Raw genomic sequence first — 13,787 nt, 5'->3', positions numbered from 1 at the left:
TCCCGGCGTGAACTTCCCCAAGGAGGACCCGCATCGTGAGGCCCGGTAGGAACCGCGGCTGGCTGCTCCGCCTCGTCATCGCCTTCAGCTTCGCGCAGGGGGCGGTGTCGATGGCCAGGCCCGCCGTGTCCTACCGGGCCCTCGCGCTGGGCGCCGACGAGCGGGCGATCGGTGTGATCGCGGGGGTCTACGCCCTGCTCCCGCTGTTCGCCGCCGTTCCGCTCGGCCGCAGGACGGACCAGGGCCGGTGCGCGCCCCTGCTGCCGATCGGCGTCGTCCTCATATCCGGCGGCTGTGTGCTGAGCGGCCTGGCCAACTCCCTTCCGGCGATGGCCGTATGGAGCGGAGTGATGGGCCTCGGCCACCTCTCCTTCGTGATCGGCGCCCAGTCGCTCGTGGCCCGCCAGTCCGCGCCGCACGAACACGACCGTAACTTCGGCCACTTCACCATCGGCGCCTCCCTCGGCCAACTCGTCGGACCCGTCGCCGCGGGCGCGCTGATCGGCGGCCAGGACATGGCCCGGACCAGCGCCCTGGCGCTGGTGGTGGCCGGTGCGGGGGCGTCGGTCTCGTTCACCTCGCTGTGGCGGATAGAGCGCCCCCTCGACCCCAAGTCCCGTACGGCGCGGGGCGATCGGGTCCCGGTGCACCGGATACTGCGGACCCGTGGTGTGCCCGGCGGCATCTTCATCAGCCTCGCCGTGCTGTCGGCGACGGACATCCTCACCGCGTATCTGCCGGTGGTCGGCGAGCACCGGGGCATCGCCCCCTCGGTGATCGGCCTCCTGCTGAGCCTGCGCGCGGCGGCCACCATCGCCTGCCGGCTGGTGATGACCCCCATGCTGCGCCTGCTCGGCCGCACCGCGCTGCTCACCGTCACCTGTGTGCTCGGCGCCGTGCTCTGCGCCGGGATCGCGCTGCCGGTCCCGGTGTGGGCGCTGGCCCTGATCCTCGCCGCCCTCGGCTTCTGCCTCGGGGTCGGACAGCCGCTGTCCATGACGACGGTGGTGCAGGCCGCGCCGGACGAGGCCCGGTCCACCGCCCTGGCGCTGCGGCTGACGGGGAACCGGCTGGGGCAGGCCGGTGCGCCCGCCGCGGCCGGTCTGATCGCCGGGGTCGCGGGTGTGGCCGCGCCGTTCGTGATGCTCGGCGCGCTGCTGCTGGTGTCGGCGGGTATCGCCCTGCGCTCACCGGCGGAGCCGGGGCGGGGGAGCGGCGCGCGGGGGAAGGCGACGACGGAGAGCGCGCCGCCCGGCGCGGCCCTGGGCCGGAAGGGGGACATCTGACGGGGCGTCGGGCGCGGCTCCCCCCGTGTCCGGTGTGATGTGACAGAGAGTCAGGCGAAAGAGCGATTTGTGTGAAAATCGTCTGACTCGGAGGTTCTGCATGTCCACCTCGTCCCGCCCGCGCCCCGCCGGAGTGCGCGCGAGTGCCGCCGCCGTCCTCGCGGCACTCACCGTCACGGGAGCCAGCCTGATCACGGCACCGGCCGCCGTCGCCGCCCCGGGCGACCCCGACGTCGTGATCCACAAGGTGGGCTTCCCGTTCGACAACCAGCGCAACCAGCCGCTGGTCTGCGACTTCTATCTCTCGGCCTTCAACTTCCCCGAGGACACCACGCCGTCGCAGCGCATCGCCTGGACCATCGACAACCAGCCCCCCGCGCCGCGCACCGACCCCGTCGCCACGGGTGAGATCACCCTCGCCGCCGACGGCACCGGCCACAGCGTCCCCGTCGCGCCCGAGAACGCGGCACGGCTGCCCGACGGCGACTACGTGCTCACCTGGAGGACCATCGGCGGGGCGCTGGAGGAGGGGCGCAGGGCGATCAACGTCGACTGCCCGCTCGCCGGTCTCGCCGGTCCCGAAGGCGCCGTCCCGGCCGGCGGTGGCGGTCTCGCCCTGACCCAGAACTTCTCGCCGGTCGCCGGCGCGGCGGCCGTGGGCCTCGCCGCGGTCGGCGGCGTGGCCTATCTGCGGCTGCGCCGTCGCCGCGCCGATGGCGCCGCGTAGACGCCGGCCGAGGCCCTGGTACCGGACGCGCGCCTACCGCCTGACGCGGACGGTCGCGATGACCGTCGCACTGGTGGTGGGCGGCGTCCACCTGGCGGAGGACAGGGAACGGACCGATTCCGCCGAGGCGTCCCTGTACTTCACGCCCCCACCGCCCGACGATCCGGAGCGCGCCGAGCCCCAGGGGTCGCACCCCGGCCGGCGGGCCGAAGGGGCCGAGCCCGACGGGCGGGGCGGGCCCGCCGGGGGAAGCGCCTCGGCCGGGGCGACCGCATCCGCCGGGCACGGCGAACCCGCCGACCGGACCGCCTCCACCACCCCCGCCGTCCCCACCGCCCCGACCGCTCCCACCGCCCCGACCGCTCCCACCGCTCCCACCGATCCGACCGCTCCCACCGCCCCGACCGCTCCCACCGCTCCGACCGCTCCCACCGATCCGGCGGCCGACCGCACCGACGCGCGTGGGCAGTCGGAGAGCCAGACGTCCGCCCCGCCGACGTGGCCCACCCCCGCCACGCCGACCGGACCGGCGTCCGCCGACCCCGCGAGGCCGGTGCCGGCCACCCCCACCGCACCGGCACCCGTCACCCCCGCCGCGCCGGCGCCCGCGGCACCCTCCAAGGCGGCCGGGCCGAAGCGACCCGCCCGGCCCCGTACGCTGCCCGCCTCCCCGGCGAAGACCGTCACCATCCCGTACCTCGGTATCGAGGCCCCGGTGATCGGGCTGCGCCTGGACGCGCGACGGCGGCTCCCCGCGCCGCCGGACGACAGGCCCAAGCTGGTCGGCTGGTACGAGGAGGGGCCCGCGCCCGGCGGGCCCGGCACGGCGGTCGTCGTCGGGCACCGGGACACCCGGACCGGCCCCGCCGTCTTCGCCGCCCTGGACGTGATCAAGCCCGGCCGTGTCGTGGAGGTCCTGCGAGCCGACGGCCGCACCGCCGTCTACACCGTGGACGCCGTGAAGTCGTACGAGAAGGACCGCTTCCCCAGCAAGCAGGTGTACGGCCACCGCGGCCGTCCCGAGCTGCGGCTGATCACCTGCGGCGGCACGTACGACCGGCGGAAGGGGTACGGGAGCAACGTCGTCGTCTTCGCCCACCTCACCGCGACCCGGGAGCCAGCGCGCAAGCCGTGAACGGGCGCGCGGGGCGCGCGACACGCGGTGCGGCGAGCCCCCGGGGGCGTACGGGATCACCCACGGCCCGGCCCCGGCGCGGCCGACGGAACCGGAACCGGTGGTCCCGCTAGAGGTGGACCCATGCATACGCACCCCACCTCTCCCGGTCCTCGTCCCCGCCGCCTCACCCGCGCCCGGGTCGCCCTCGCGGCCACCGTCTGTCTGCTGACCGTCGCCGCCCCGTCCGCGTACGCGACCCTCGCCGAGGACGCCCCCACCGGTTCCGTGGTCGCCCCGGCGCGCGGGACGCCGTACGTCGAGACGCGGCTTCTCTTCGGCACCGAGCGGCCCGACGGTGGTCCGGCCGTCACCGACGAGCAGTTCATGGCCTTCGTCGACCGGGAGGTCACCCCCGGGTTTCCGGACGGCCTGACCGTCCGGGAAGGGCGCGGGCAGTGGCGGGACGCGAGCGGGACGATCGAGAAGGAGCGGTCGTACGAGCTGGTCCTGCTGTATCCGGTGTCGGCCGCCGCCGTGAACGACCGGAAGATCGAGGAGATCCGGGGCGACTATCTGAAGGAGTTCGCGCAGGAGGCGGTGGCGCGGGTCGACGACAGGAAGCGGGTCGACTTCTGAGGCGAGGCGGCCACCCGCCTCCCTTCGCCCCCGGTGCCTCGGACGAGTCCTGCCTCACTCCCCGATGCTCTGGTGCCGGAAAACTATCAGGGCTAGTTTTTGGGGCGGACGACCACGCCCGCCCGGGAGGCAGCAGGATGAAGGCACACGACGGCATGTACATCGGCGGCAGCTGGCGGCCCGCCGCCGGGACCGACACGATCGAGGTCGTGAACCCGGCCGACGAGCAGGTCATCGCCCGGGTCCCGGCGGGCACCGCCGAGGACGTCGACGACGCCGTACGCGCGGCCCGCGCCGCCCTGCCCGGCTGGGCCGCGACCCCGCCCGCCGAACGGGGTGCGCTGATCGGCGCCCTGCGCGACGCGCTCGCCGGGCGCCGCGAGGAGATCGCGGAGACGGTGACGGCCGAACTGGGCTCGCCGCTGCCGTTCTCCCAGAAGGTGCACGCGGACCTTCCGGTCGCCGTCGCCGGCTCGTACGCCGACCTGGCCGCGAAGCACGCCTTCGAGGAGCGGGTCGGCAACTCGACCGTCCACCATGAGCCCATCGGCGTCGTCGGCGCGATCACCCCCTGGAACTACCCGCTGCACCAGATCGTCGCCAAGGTCGCCCCGGCCCTCGCCGCCGGCTGCACGGTCGTCCTGAAGCCCGCCGAGGACACCCCGCTCGTCGCACAGCTCTTCGCCGAGGCCGTCCATGAGGCGGGCCTGCCCGCCGGGGTGTTCAACCTGGTCACCGGGCTCGGACCGGTCGCCGGACAGGCGCTCGCCGAGCACGTGGGCGTCGACCTGGTCTCCTTCACCGGCTCCACGGCGGTGGGCCGGCGCATCGCCGCGACCGCCGGGGCCGCGATCAAGAAGGTGGCCCTGGAACTCGGCGGCAAGTCCGCCAACGTCATCCTCCCGAGCGCCGACCTCGCCAAGGCGGTGAGCGTCGGCGTCGCCAACGTCATGTCCAACTCCGGCCAGACATGCAGCGCCTGGACCCGGATGCTCGTCCACACCTCCCGGTACGACGAAGCCGTGGAGCTGGCCGCGCAGGCCGCCGCGAAGTACGGCGACCGGATCGGCCCGCTGGTCAACGCCAAGCAGCAGGAGCGGGTGCGGGGTTACATCGACAAGGGTGTCGCCGAGGGCGCCCGCCTGGTCGCGGGCGGCGCCGAACCCCCGCGCGAGCAGGGCTACTTCGTCAGCCCCACCGTCTTCGCCGACGTGACCCCGGAGATGACGATCGCCCAGGAGGAGATCTTCGGCCCGGTCCTGTCGATCCTGCGCTACGAGGACGAGGACGACGCCCTGCGCATCGCCAACGGCACGGTGTACGGGCTGGCCGGCGCGGTCTGGGCCGGTGACGAGAGCGAGGCCGTGGCCTTCGCCCGCCGCATGGACACCGGTCAGGTCGACATCAACGGCGGGCGCTTCAACCCGCTGGCCCCGTTCGGCGGTTACAAGCAGTCCGGGGTGGGGCGCGAACTGGGCGCGCACGGCCTGACGGAGTACCTGCAGACCAAGTCCCTCCAGTTCTGACCGGTCCGAGCGCATCCGAGGAGAGTCGCACCATGGCCGTTCGCGCCGCCGTCCTGCTCGCCGTCGGGGCCACGCTGGAGATCACCGGGATCGAGCTGCCGGACCCCGGGCCCGGCCAGGTCCGGGTGCGGCTCGCCGCGGCCGGGGTCTGCCACTCCGATCTGTCGCTGTCCGACGGGACCATGCGCGTGCCGGTGCCCGCGGTCCTCGGCCACGAGGGCGCGGGCACGGTCCTCGCGGTCGGCGACGGGGTCGGTCATGTCGCCCCCGGCGACGGTGTGGTCCTCAACTGGGCCCCGTCCTGTGGGAGTTGTCACGCCTGCTCGCTCGGCGAGGTGTGGCTGTGCGCGAACGCGCTGGTCGGCGCCGGGAACGTGTACGCCCGCCGCGCCTCCGACGGCGCCGACCTCCACCCCGGCCTCAACGTGGCCGCCTTCGCGGAGGAGACCGTCGTGGCCGCCGGGTGCGTGCTGCCCGCCCCGGCCGGTGTTCCGCTCACCGACGCGGCGCTGCTCGGCTGCGCCGTCCTCACGGGCTACGGCGCGGTCCACCACTCGGCGCGGGTCCGTCAGGGCGAGACCGTCGCCGTGTTCGGGGTGGGCGGCGTCGGGCTGGCCGCGCTGCAGGCGGCGCGGATCGCGGGCGCGTCCCGGATCGTCGCCGTGGACGTCTCCCCGGCGAAGGAGGAGTTGGCGCGGGCGGCGGGAGCCACGGAGTACGTCGTCGCCTCCGAGGAGACCGCCCGGGAGATCCGCGCGCTCACCGGCAAGCAGGGCGTGGACGTCGCCGTGGAGTGCGTGGGCCGCGCGGTCACCATCCGTACGGCCTGGGAGTCGACCCGGCGCGGTGGCCGCACCACCGTCGTCGGCATCGGCGGCAAGGACCAGCAGGTCACCTTCAACGCGCTGGAACTCTTCCACTGGGGCCGCACCCTCTCCGGCTGCGTCTACGGCAACTCCGACCCGGCCCGGGACCTCCCCGTCCTCGCCGACCACATCAACGCCGGCCGCCTCGACCTGTCCACCCTGGTGACCGACCGCATCTCCCTGGACGACATCCCGGTGGCCTTCGACAACATGCGAGCGGGCAAGGGCGGCCGGGCCTTGGTGACGTTCTGATGCGGCTGCGGGTGGGTGGGGGCTGGTCGCGCAGTTCCCCGCGCCCCTAAAAAGCACGGGTCGCGCCCGGAGTCTTTTAGGGGCGCGGGGAACTGCGCGAGCAACCCCCGCCCACCCGCGCCCGAACAAACCACCCCCGCCCCGGTAAATCCATCCGCGCACGACCGTTGACCTACATACCGTCCGGTCAGTACGTTCCCCGGAACGTCCCCGCACCCATCGGAGTGTGCTCGCATGGACACCGCTCCCGTTTCCTCCCCCGTCACCACTCCCCGCCCCCAGAGCCACCGCAAGGTGGCCACCGCCGCGGCCCTCGCCTCGGCGGTCGAGTGGTACGACTACTTCGTCTTCGGCATAGCCGCCGCCCTCGTCCTGGGCGACCTCTACTTCCCGGCCGGCAGCTCCTCCGCGGGAGTCCTCGCCGCGTTCGCCACCTTCGCCGTCGGCTTCCTCGCCCGACCCCTCGGCGGCATCGTCGCCGGTCACCTCGGCGACAAGCGGGGCCGCAAGCCGATGCTGGTCATGGCCCTCACCCTGATGGGCCTCGCCACCACCGGCATCGGCCTCCTCCCCACGTACGAGACCATCGGGATCGCCGCTCCGATCCTGCTGGTCCTGCTCCGCGTCGCCCAGGGCATCGCCGTCGGCGCCCAGTGGGGCGGCGCGATGCTGCTGGCCACCGAGTACGCCCCCGAGGGCAAGCGCGGGGTGTACGGCAGCTTCGTCCAGCTCGGCGTCCCCATCGGTGTGGTGAGCGCCAACACGATGTTCCTCGTCGTGGGCGCCGCCACCAGCGACACGGCGTTCTCCGCCTGGGGCTGGCGGGTGCCCTTCCTGGTCGGCCTGTTCGTCCTCGGCCTCGCCTGGTACATCCACCGCCATGTCGAGGAGACCCCCGAATTCCGCGCGGCGGAGCGGGAGTTGGCGGAGAAGGAGAGCGGGGAGAAGAGTTCCCCGCTCAGGACGATCCTCCGGGGCCATCTCGGCACGGTCTTCCTGGCGGGCGGCTCCTTCGCCGTGAACACCGCGACCTTCTACATCCTCATCACCGGCGTCCTCGACTACACCACCCGCGAACTCGGCATGGAGCGCAGCGCGGTCCTCGCCGTCTCCCTCTGCGTCAGCCTCACCCAGCTGGTGCTGATCCCCGCCGCCGCTGCCCTCTCCGACCGCCTCGGCCGGATCCGGATCTACGCCTTCGGCGCGGCCGGCATCGCCGTGTGGGCCGTCCCGATGTTCCTGCTCATCGACACCGGCTCCCTGGTGTGGCTCGCCGTGAGCACCTTCGTCGCGGGCTGCTTCCTCAGCATCATGTACGGGCCCCAGGCCGCCCTGTTCGCCGAACTGTTCACCCCGGAGATGCGCTACACCGGCGCCTCCCTCGGCTACCAGATCGCGGCGGTCCTCGGCGGCGGCCTCGCCCCGTTCCTGATGGTCATCCTCCTGGAGACCACCGACACGTCCCTGTCCGTGTCGGCGTACATCATCGGCCTCTCGGTGATCGCCCTGATCTCGATCAAGATCCTCGCGGGGAGGGCGAGTACACGAGCGGACGGCTAGCCCCGGCGGGGCCCTAGCCTCGCGAACGCGGCCCGGGTCGCGGTTCCGGAACGGCGTCCGGGGCCGCGGCCCCCGCGCCGGGGAGCACCTCCCGGGTGCGTGCCCGGGACCGGGAGACCGCCACCCCCGCCAGGCAGAGCGCGCCCCCGGCCAGGGTGAGCGGTCCCGGTACCTCGCCCAGTGCCAGCCAGGACATCAGGACGACCAGGGCGGGCACGGCGTACGTGGTCGCGCCCATGCGGCTCGCGGTCGTCCGGGCCAGGGCGTACGCCCAGGTGGTGAAGGCGAGGGCGGTCGGGAAGACGCCCAGGTAGACCATGTTGAGGGTCGCCGAGACCGGCGCGTCCGCCGCCTCCTGCCACAGCTGCCCGGCGAACGGCAGACACACCACCGCCCCGGCGAGGCAGCCGAAGGTGGTCACCTGGAGCGGGCTCGCCGAACCCAGCGCGGGCTTCTGTGCGACGACCCCGCCCGCGTACCCGACGGCCGCGAGGACACAGAGGACGACGCCCAGCACCGAGGCGCCGCCCTCGCCGGACATCGACAGCCCCACGGCGACCGCGCCCGCGAACGACACCGCCATACCGGCCAGCAGCCGGGGCGGCATCGCGTCGCCCAGCAGCCGGGCGCCGAGCAGCGCGATGAGGATCGGCCCGATGTTCACCACCAGCGCCGCCGTGCCCGCGTCGACCTGCTGCTCGCCCCAGTTCAGGGCGACCATGTAGAAGCCGAACCACAGCACCCCGGACACCGCGATGCCCCGCCACGCGGCCCTCGGCGGGGGCCCCTCCCGGCGCCACGCCCAGATCGCCCCCAGGGCCACCGCCCCGGCCAGCAACCGCCCGAGCGCCAGCGCGCCCGGCGAGTACGCCTCCCCGGCGCTCCGGATCGACACGAACGCCGACGCCCACAGCACCACGGTGACGGCGGCCGCCCCCGCCGCGAGCAGCTCGGTCCTGCGGGTGGGCGTGGCCCGGGAGTCGTCAGTCATGGGGTCGAGGCTAGGCGGGGGAGTGCGCCGGAGGCTCGCGGTTTTCGGACGCCCACGTGCCGATGGCTTCCACCGCGACCCCGGCCGCTCGACAGCAGCACCGGACGCCTAGGAACCGGACGGCCGCGCGACCTCCTCGTACTGCCGCTCCAGCCCGTCCAGCAGCGCCCGCAACCCCACCTCGAACGCCCGCTCGTCCACCTTCTCCTGCTGCTCGGCCAGCAGATGGGCCTGCCCGAGATGGGGATAGTCGGCCGGGTCGTACGCGCTCCGGTCGTCCACGAAGCCCCCGGCGAACGACCCGACCGCGGAGCCCATGATGAAGTACCGCAGCAACGCCCCGATGGAGGTGGCGTGCGCGGCAGGCCACCCCGCCGCGACCATCGCCCCGAACACGACGTCGGCGACCTTCAGACCGGCGGGCCGCCGTCCGGGCCCCCGGGCGAGGACGGGCACGATGTTCGGATGGTCGCGCAGGGCGGCCCGGTAGGAGACCGCCCAGTCGTGCAGCGCGGTCCGCCAGTCCCGCCCGTCCTCGAACATCGACAGATCGACCTGCGCGCTCACCGAGTCGGCGACCGCCTCCAGGATCTGGTCCATGGTGCGGAAGTGGTTGTAGAGGGAGGGCCCGCTCACCCCCAGCTCGGCGGCGAGCCGGCGCGTGGAGACCGCCGCCAGCCCCTCCGCGTCGACCAGCGCCCGCGCCGTCTCCACGATGCGGTCGGTGCTCAGCAGGGGCTTGCGCGGTCGGGCCATGGCGCACATAGTAGGGCTGCACAGTAAAACTAGCAGTGGTAATTTAAGCGGGAACGGATGAGAGGCGGGCCGTGTGAACCTGGAGCTCAGCGAGGAGCAGACCGCCGTACGCCGACTCGCGCGAGACTTCGTGGAGCGCGAGATCGCCCCGCACGTCATCGCCTGGGACCGTGCCGAGAACGTCGACCGGGGCATCGTGAAGAAGCTCGGCGAGGTCGGCTTCCTCGGGCTCACCGTCGACGAGGAGTACGGCGGCTCCGGCGGCGACCATCTCGCGTACTGCCTGGTCACCGAGGAGCTCGGCCGCGGTGACTCCTCCGTGCGCGGCATCGTCTCCGTCTCCCTGGGCCTGGTCGCGAAGACGATCGCGGCCTGGGGCGACGAGGAGCAGAAGCGCCGTTGGCTGCCGGGGCTCACGGCGGGGGAGTACCTCGGCTGCTTCGGCCTCACCGAACCGGGCACCGGCTCCGACGCGGGCAACCTCGCCACCCGGGCCGTCCGCGACGGCGACGACTTCGTCATCAGCGGCACCAAGATGTTCATCACCAACGGCACCTGGGCGGACGTCGTCCTCCTCTTCGCCCGCTCCACCGACGCCCCCGGCCACAAGGGCGTCTCCGCCTTCCTCGTCCCCACCGACACCCCCGGCCTGACCCGCCGCGCCCTGCACGGCAAGCTCGGCCTGCGCGGCCAGGCCACCGCCGAACTGGTCCTGGAGGACGTCCGGGTCCCCGCCGCCGCCCTGCTCGGCCCGGAGGGCAAGGGCTTCACCGTCGCCATGTCCGCGCTCGCCAAGGGCCGGATGTCGGTCGCCGCCGGCTGCGTCGGCATCGCCCAGGCCGCGCTGGACGTGGCGGTGCGGTACGCGGGCGAGCGCGAGCAGTTCGGCAGGTCCATCGCCCATCACCAGCTCGTCCAGGAACTGCTCAGCGACATCGCGGTGGACGTCGACGCGGCCCGCCTGCTGACCTGGCGCGTCGCCGACCTCGTCGACCGGGGGCAGCCCTTCGCCACCGAGGCGAGCAAGGCCAAGCTCTTTGCCTCCGAGGCCGCCGTCCGCGCCGCGAACAACGCCCTCCAGGTCTTCGGCGGCTACGGCTACATCGACGAGTATCCCGCCGGGAAACTCCTGCGCGACGCCCGCGTGATGACCCTCTACGAGGGCACCAGCCAGATACAGAAACTGCTCATCGGACGTGCGCTGACCGGGGTTTCGGCATTCTGAGCCGAGGCCGTCAGCGGTTCCGCGCCATCCTGAGTACGCGGGCCCGCACCGTGCGCCGATCTGAGTACCCGCACGGATGTGGGCCGCACCACACCTGCCGAACCATGTCCCCATGAGTGAGACACCGGTCAAGCAGCAGAACACGGCGGCCTTCTACGGCCAGGCCGTCGCCTCCTTCGCCGCCGCCATGGCGGCCACCACCGTCGGCATCTACCACCTCGACGCCGACACCTGGGTCCGCGCCTTCCTGGCCATCGCGGTCCTCTACCTCGTGACCTCGTCCTTCACCCTGGCCAAGGTGATCCGCGACCGCCAGGAGGCCGGGCGGATCGTCAGCCGGGTCGACCAGGCCAGACTGGAGAAGCTCCTCGCCGAACACGACCCCTTCGAGAAGCTCTGAGCCCGGCACCGACCGCCCTGAACGGGCCTTCTAAGCGCTCGCTCACCCTCGGCGGTATGGTGGTGCCCAGCCATCGGAAGGGGCGAACGAGCGATGAGTACGGCGCAGGACCCGGCGGGCGACGAACCGCAGCCGTGGGGCGAGGTCAACCCGGACGCGGCCCGGCGGCTGCTGGTGGCCGCCGTGGAGGCCTTCGCCGAACGGGGCTACCACGCGACGACGACCCGTGACATCGCGGGCCGCGCGGGGATGAGCCCCGCCGCGCTGTACATCCACTACAAGACGAAGGAAGAGCTGCTCCACCGGATCAGCCGCATCGGCCACGAGAAGGCCCTCGACGTGCTGCGCACCGCGGCCCGGGGCGAGGGCAGTCCGGCCGACCGCCTCGCCGAGGCCGTACGCTCCTTCGTCCGCTGGCACGCAGGTCAGCACACCGTCGCCCGTGTCGTCCAGTACGAGCTGGACGCCCTCGGCCCCGACGCCCGCGCCGAGATCGTCACCCTCCGCCGGGAGAACGACGCGGCCGTGCGCGGCATCATCGAGGACGGTGTCGCCTCCGGTGACTTCGACGTCCCCGACGTCCGCGGCACCACCGTCGCCGTCCTCTCCCTCTGCATCGACGTGGCCCGCTGGTTCAACGTCAACGGCCCCCGCACCCCGGACGAGGTGGGCACCCTGTACGCCGACCTCGTGCTGCGCATGGTGGGCGCGAGCAAGTGACACGGGCGATCGGCCGCCTCTTCGAAACATTCGAAGAGTAGGGGCGGGCGTCCGATCCCCCTTTCGACGGTCTTGGCGCGTCTTCGCTGGTGCGGCTCGCGAATGTTTCGGGATCAGTGCCGAAAGCATTGACAGTTGGCAGGGGCAGGCCAACACTCCCCGGGTGACAGGGCGAACCCCCACGAGCCCCGAGGAGGACGCGCGCGTATGAACGACGCACCCGCACCCGCAGCCACTCCCAGCCAGCCGCCGAGCCGCAGGCTCTTCCTGGGCGGCCTCGGCGCGACCGCGCTGGCCGCCGCGACCACGGTGGCCCTGCCCGGCACCGCCCGGGCGGACACGGTCGTCACCAGCAACCGGACCGGCACCGACAACGGCTTCTACTACTCCTTCTGGACCGACGCCCCGGGCACGGTCTCCATGACCCTGTCCGCCGGCGGCAGTTACCGGACCTCCTGGAGCAACACCGGGAACTTCGTCGCCGGCAAGGGCTGGAGCAACGGCTCCCGCCGGACCGTGCGCTACTCGGGCAGCTTCAACCCGTCCGGCAACGCCTATCTGACGCTCTACGGCTGGACGGCCAGTCCGCTCATCGAGTACTACATCGTCGACAACTGGGGCACCTACCGGCCCACCGGCACGTACAAGGGCACGGTCACCAGCGACGGCGGCACCTACGACATCTACAAGACCACGCGGTACAACGCCCCGTCCGTCGAGGGCACCCGCACCTTCGACCAGTACTGGAGCGTCCGTCAGTCGAAGCGGACGGGCGGCAGCATCACCACCGGCACCCACTTCGACGCCTGGGCCCGCGCCGGAATGCCCCTCGGCAGCTTCCGCTACTACATGATCATGGCCACCGAGGGCTACCGGAGCAGCGGCAACTCCAGCATCACGGTGGCCGCGTGAGCACCGCGGCGCGCCGCCCGTCCCGTCTCCCGGGCGGACGGGCGGCCGTCGTCGCCGCGGTCCTGGCGAGCATCGCCCCGCTCGCGCTCACATCCGCCGAGGCGGCCCCGGCGCGGGCCGCGGCCTGCACCGGCTATGTCGGGCTCACGTTCGACGACGGCCCGTCCGGCAACACCCCGGCCCTGCTCAACGCACTCCGGAACAACGGGCTGCGGGCCACCATGTTCAACCAGGGTCAGTACGCCGCCGCCAACCCCGCCCAGGTGCGGGCCCAGGTCACCGCCGGGATGTGGGTGGCCAACCACAGCTACACCCACCCGCATCTGACCCGGCTGAGCCAGGCGCAGATCGACTCGGAGATCTCCCGCACCCAGCAGGCCGTCGCGGGGGCGGGCGGCGGCACCCCGAAGCTGTTCCGGCCGCCGTACGGCGAGACCAACGCGACGGTGAAGTCCGTCGCCGCCCGGTACGGCCTGACCGAGATCCTCTGGCAGGTCGACTCGCAGGACTGGAACGGGGCTAGTACGGACGCGATCGTGCAGGCCGCCGCCCGGCTCACCAACGGCCAGGTCATCCTCATGCACGACTGGTCCGCGAACACCCTCGCGGCGATCCCGCGCATCGCCCAGGGACTGGCCGGTCGCGGCCTGTGCGCCGGCATGATCTCGCCGCAGACCGGACGCGCGGTCGCACCCGGTTAGGGCCTCACCTGTGGTGGGGTGGGGGGGGCCACCGCACCACAGGGCGTCCGGTGGTTAGAAATGGTGCCTGGATACCGACCCCCCCCCACACACCTGCCTTTCTTCACCCTCT

General features: G+C 73.0%; 14 protein-coding genes. 12 read left to right on the top strand and 2 right to left on the bottom strand.

What is annotated here, in order from left to right; translation table 11 throughout:
* Positions 1-35: 35 nt before the first annotated feature.
* From ACZ7MG_RS40320 to ACZ7MG_RS40290, 7 genes are all read left to right on the top strand, one after another.
* Positions 36-1,286, top strand: a complete 1,251-nt coding sequence (locus ACZ7MG_RS40320) for an MFS transporter (protein ID WP_471395077.1) — start codon at positions 36-38, stop codon at positions 1,284-1,286.
* Between the two features lie 100 nt (positions 1,287-1,386).
* Entirely contained in the window at positions 1,387-2,013 is a 627-nt protein-coding gene (locus ACZ7MG_RS40315; RefSeq protein ID WP_471395076.1) for a hypothetical protein, read from the top strand.
* A gap of 553 nt (positions 2,014-2,566) precedes the next feature.
* Entirely contained in the window at positions 2,567-3,148 is a 582-nt protein-coding gene (locus tag ACZ7MG_RS40310; RefSeq protein WP_471395234.1) for a class F sortase, read from the top strand.
* Positions 3,149-3,271: 123 nt separating this feature from the next.
* Positions 3,272-3,766 carry a DUF3574 domain-containing protein gene (locus ACZ7MG_RS40305; RefSeq protein ID WP_471395074.1) on the top strand — a complete coding sequence of 165 codons (495 nt, stop codon included), beginning with the start codon at positions 3,272-3,274 and terminating at the stop codon, positions 3,764-3,766.
* A 137-nt stretch (positions 3,767-3,903) separates the two neighbouring features.
* Positions 3,904-5,292, top strand: coding sequence for an aldehyde dehydrogenase family protein (locus ACZ7MG_RS40300; RefSeq protein WP_471395073.1), 1,389 nt, complete (start codon positions 3,904-3,906; stop codon positions 5,290-5,292).
* Positions 5,293-5,324: 32 nt separating this feature from the next.
* Complete coding sequence (locus ACZ7MG_RS40295; RefSeq protein ID WP_471395072.1) at positions 5,325-6,410, top strand: Zn-dependent alcohol dehydrogenase; 1,086 nt, start codon at positions 5,325-5,327, stop codon at positions 6,408-6,410.
* Positions 6,411-6,644: 234 nt separating this feature from the next.
* The gene (locus ACZ7MG_RS40290; protein ID WP_471395071.1) at positions 6,645-7,970 is read left to right on the top strand and encodes an MFS transporter; all 1,326 of its coding nucleotides are present in this window, start codon (positions 6,645-6,647) and stop codon (positions 7,968-7,970) included.
* A 13-nt stretch (positions 7,971-7,983) separates the two neighbouring features.
* Here the strand turns inward: ACZ7MG_RS40290 and ACZ7MG_RS40285 are convergent, their stop codons facing one another.
* Complete coding sequence (locus ACZ7MG_RS40285) at positions 7,984-8,961, bottom strand: DMT family transporter (protein WP_471395070.1); 978 nt, start codon at positions 8,959-8,961, stop codon at positions 7,984-7,986.
* A 108-nt stretch (positions 8,962-9,069) separates the two neighbouring features.
* Positions 9,070-9,717, bottom strand: coding sequence for a TetR/AcrR family transcriptional regulator (locus tag ACZ7MG_RS40280; RefSeq protein WP_471395068.1), 648 nt, complete (start codon positions 9,715-9,717; stop codon positions 9,070-9,072).
* A gap of 73 nt (positions 9,718-9,790) precedes the next feature.
* Here ACZ7MG_RS40280 and ACZ7MG_RS40275 point away from each other — a divergent pair, with 73 nt between their 5' ends.
* The 5 genes from ACZ7MG_RS40275 (at position 9,791) to ACZ7MG_RS40255 (ending at position 13,675) form a co-directional block, all read left to right on the top strand.
* Positions 9,791-10,942 (top strand): acyl-CoA dehydrogenase family protein, encoded by a 1,152-nt coding sequence (locus tag ACZ7MG_RS40275; RefSeq protein ID WP_471395067.1) that lies wholly within the window; start codon positions 9,791-9,793, stop codon positions 10,940-10,942.
* A 112-nt stretch (positions 10,943-11,054) separates the two neighbouring features.
* Positions 11,055-11,342, top strand: a complete 288-nt coding sequence (locus ACZ7MG_RS40270; RefSeq protein WP_471395065.1) for a YiaA/YiaB family inner membrane protein — start codon at positions 11,055-11,057, stop codon at positions 11,340-11,342.
* A 93-nt stretch (positions 11,343-11,435) separates the two neighbouring features.
* On the top strand, positions 11,436-12,062 hold the full coding sequence (locus ACZ7MG_RS40265; RefSeq protein WP_471395064.1) for a TetR/AcrR family transcriptional regulator: 627 nt from the start codon (positions 11,436-11,438) through the stop codon (positions 12,060-12,062).
* A 207-nt stretch (positions 12,063-12,269) separates the two neighbouring features.
* A complete protein-coding gene (locus ACZ7MG_RS40260) occupies positions 12,270-12,974 on the top strand; it encodes a glycoside hydrolase family 11 protein (RefSeq protein ID WP_471395062.1) in 705 nt (234 codons plus the stop codon).
* Positions 12,971-13,675: a polysaccharide deacetylase family protein gene (locus tag ACZ7MG_RS40255; RefSeq protein WP_471395060.1), complete on the top strand. Its 705-nt coding sequence runs from the start codon at positions 12,971-12,973 to the stop codon at positions 13,673-13,675. The genes ACZ7MG_RS40260 and ACZ7MG_RS40255 overlap by 4 nt, the downstream gene beginning before the upstream one ends.
* Positions 13,676-13,787 lie beyond the last annotated feature (112 nt).

It is taken from the genome of Streptomyces sp. NPDC107538, from assembly GCF_055657445.1.
This window is presented reverse-complemented; position numbering and strand designations above follow the sequence as displayed.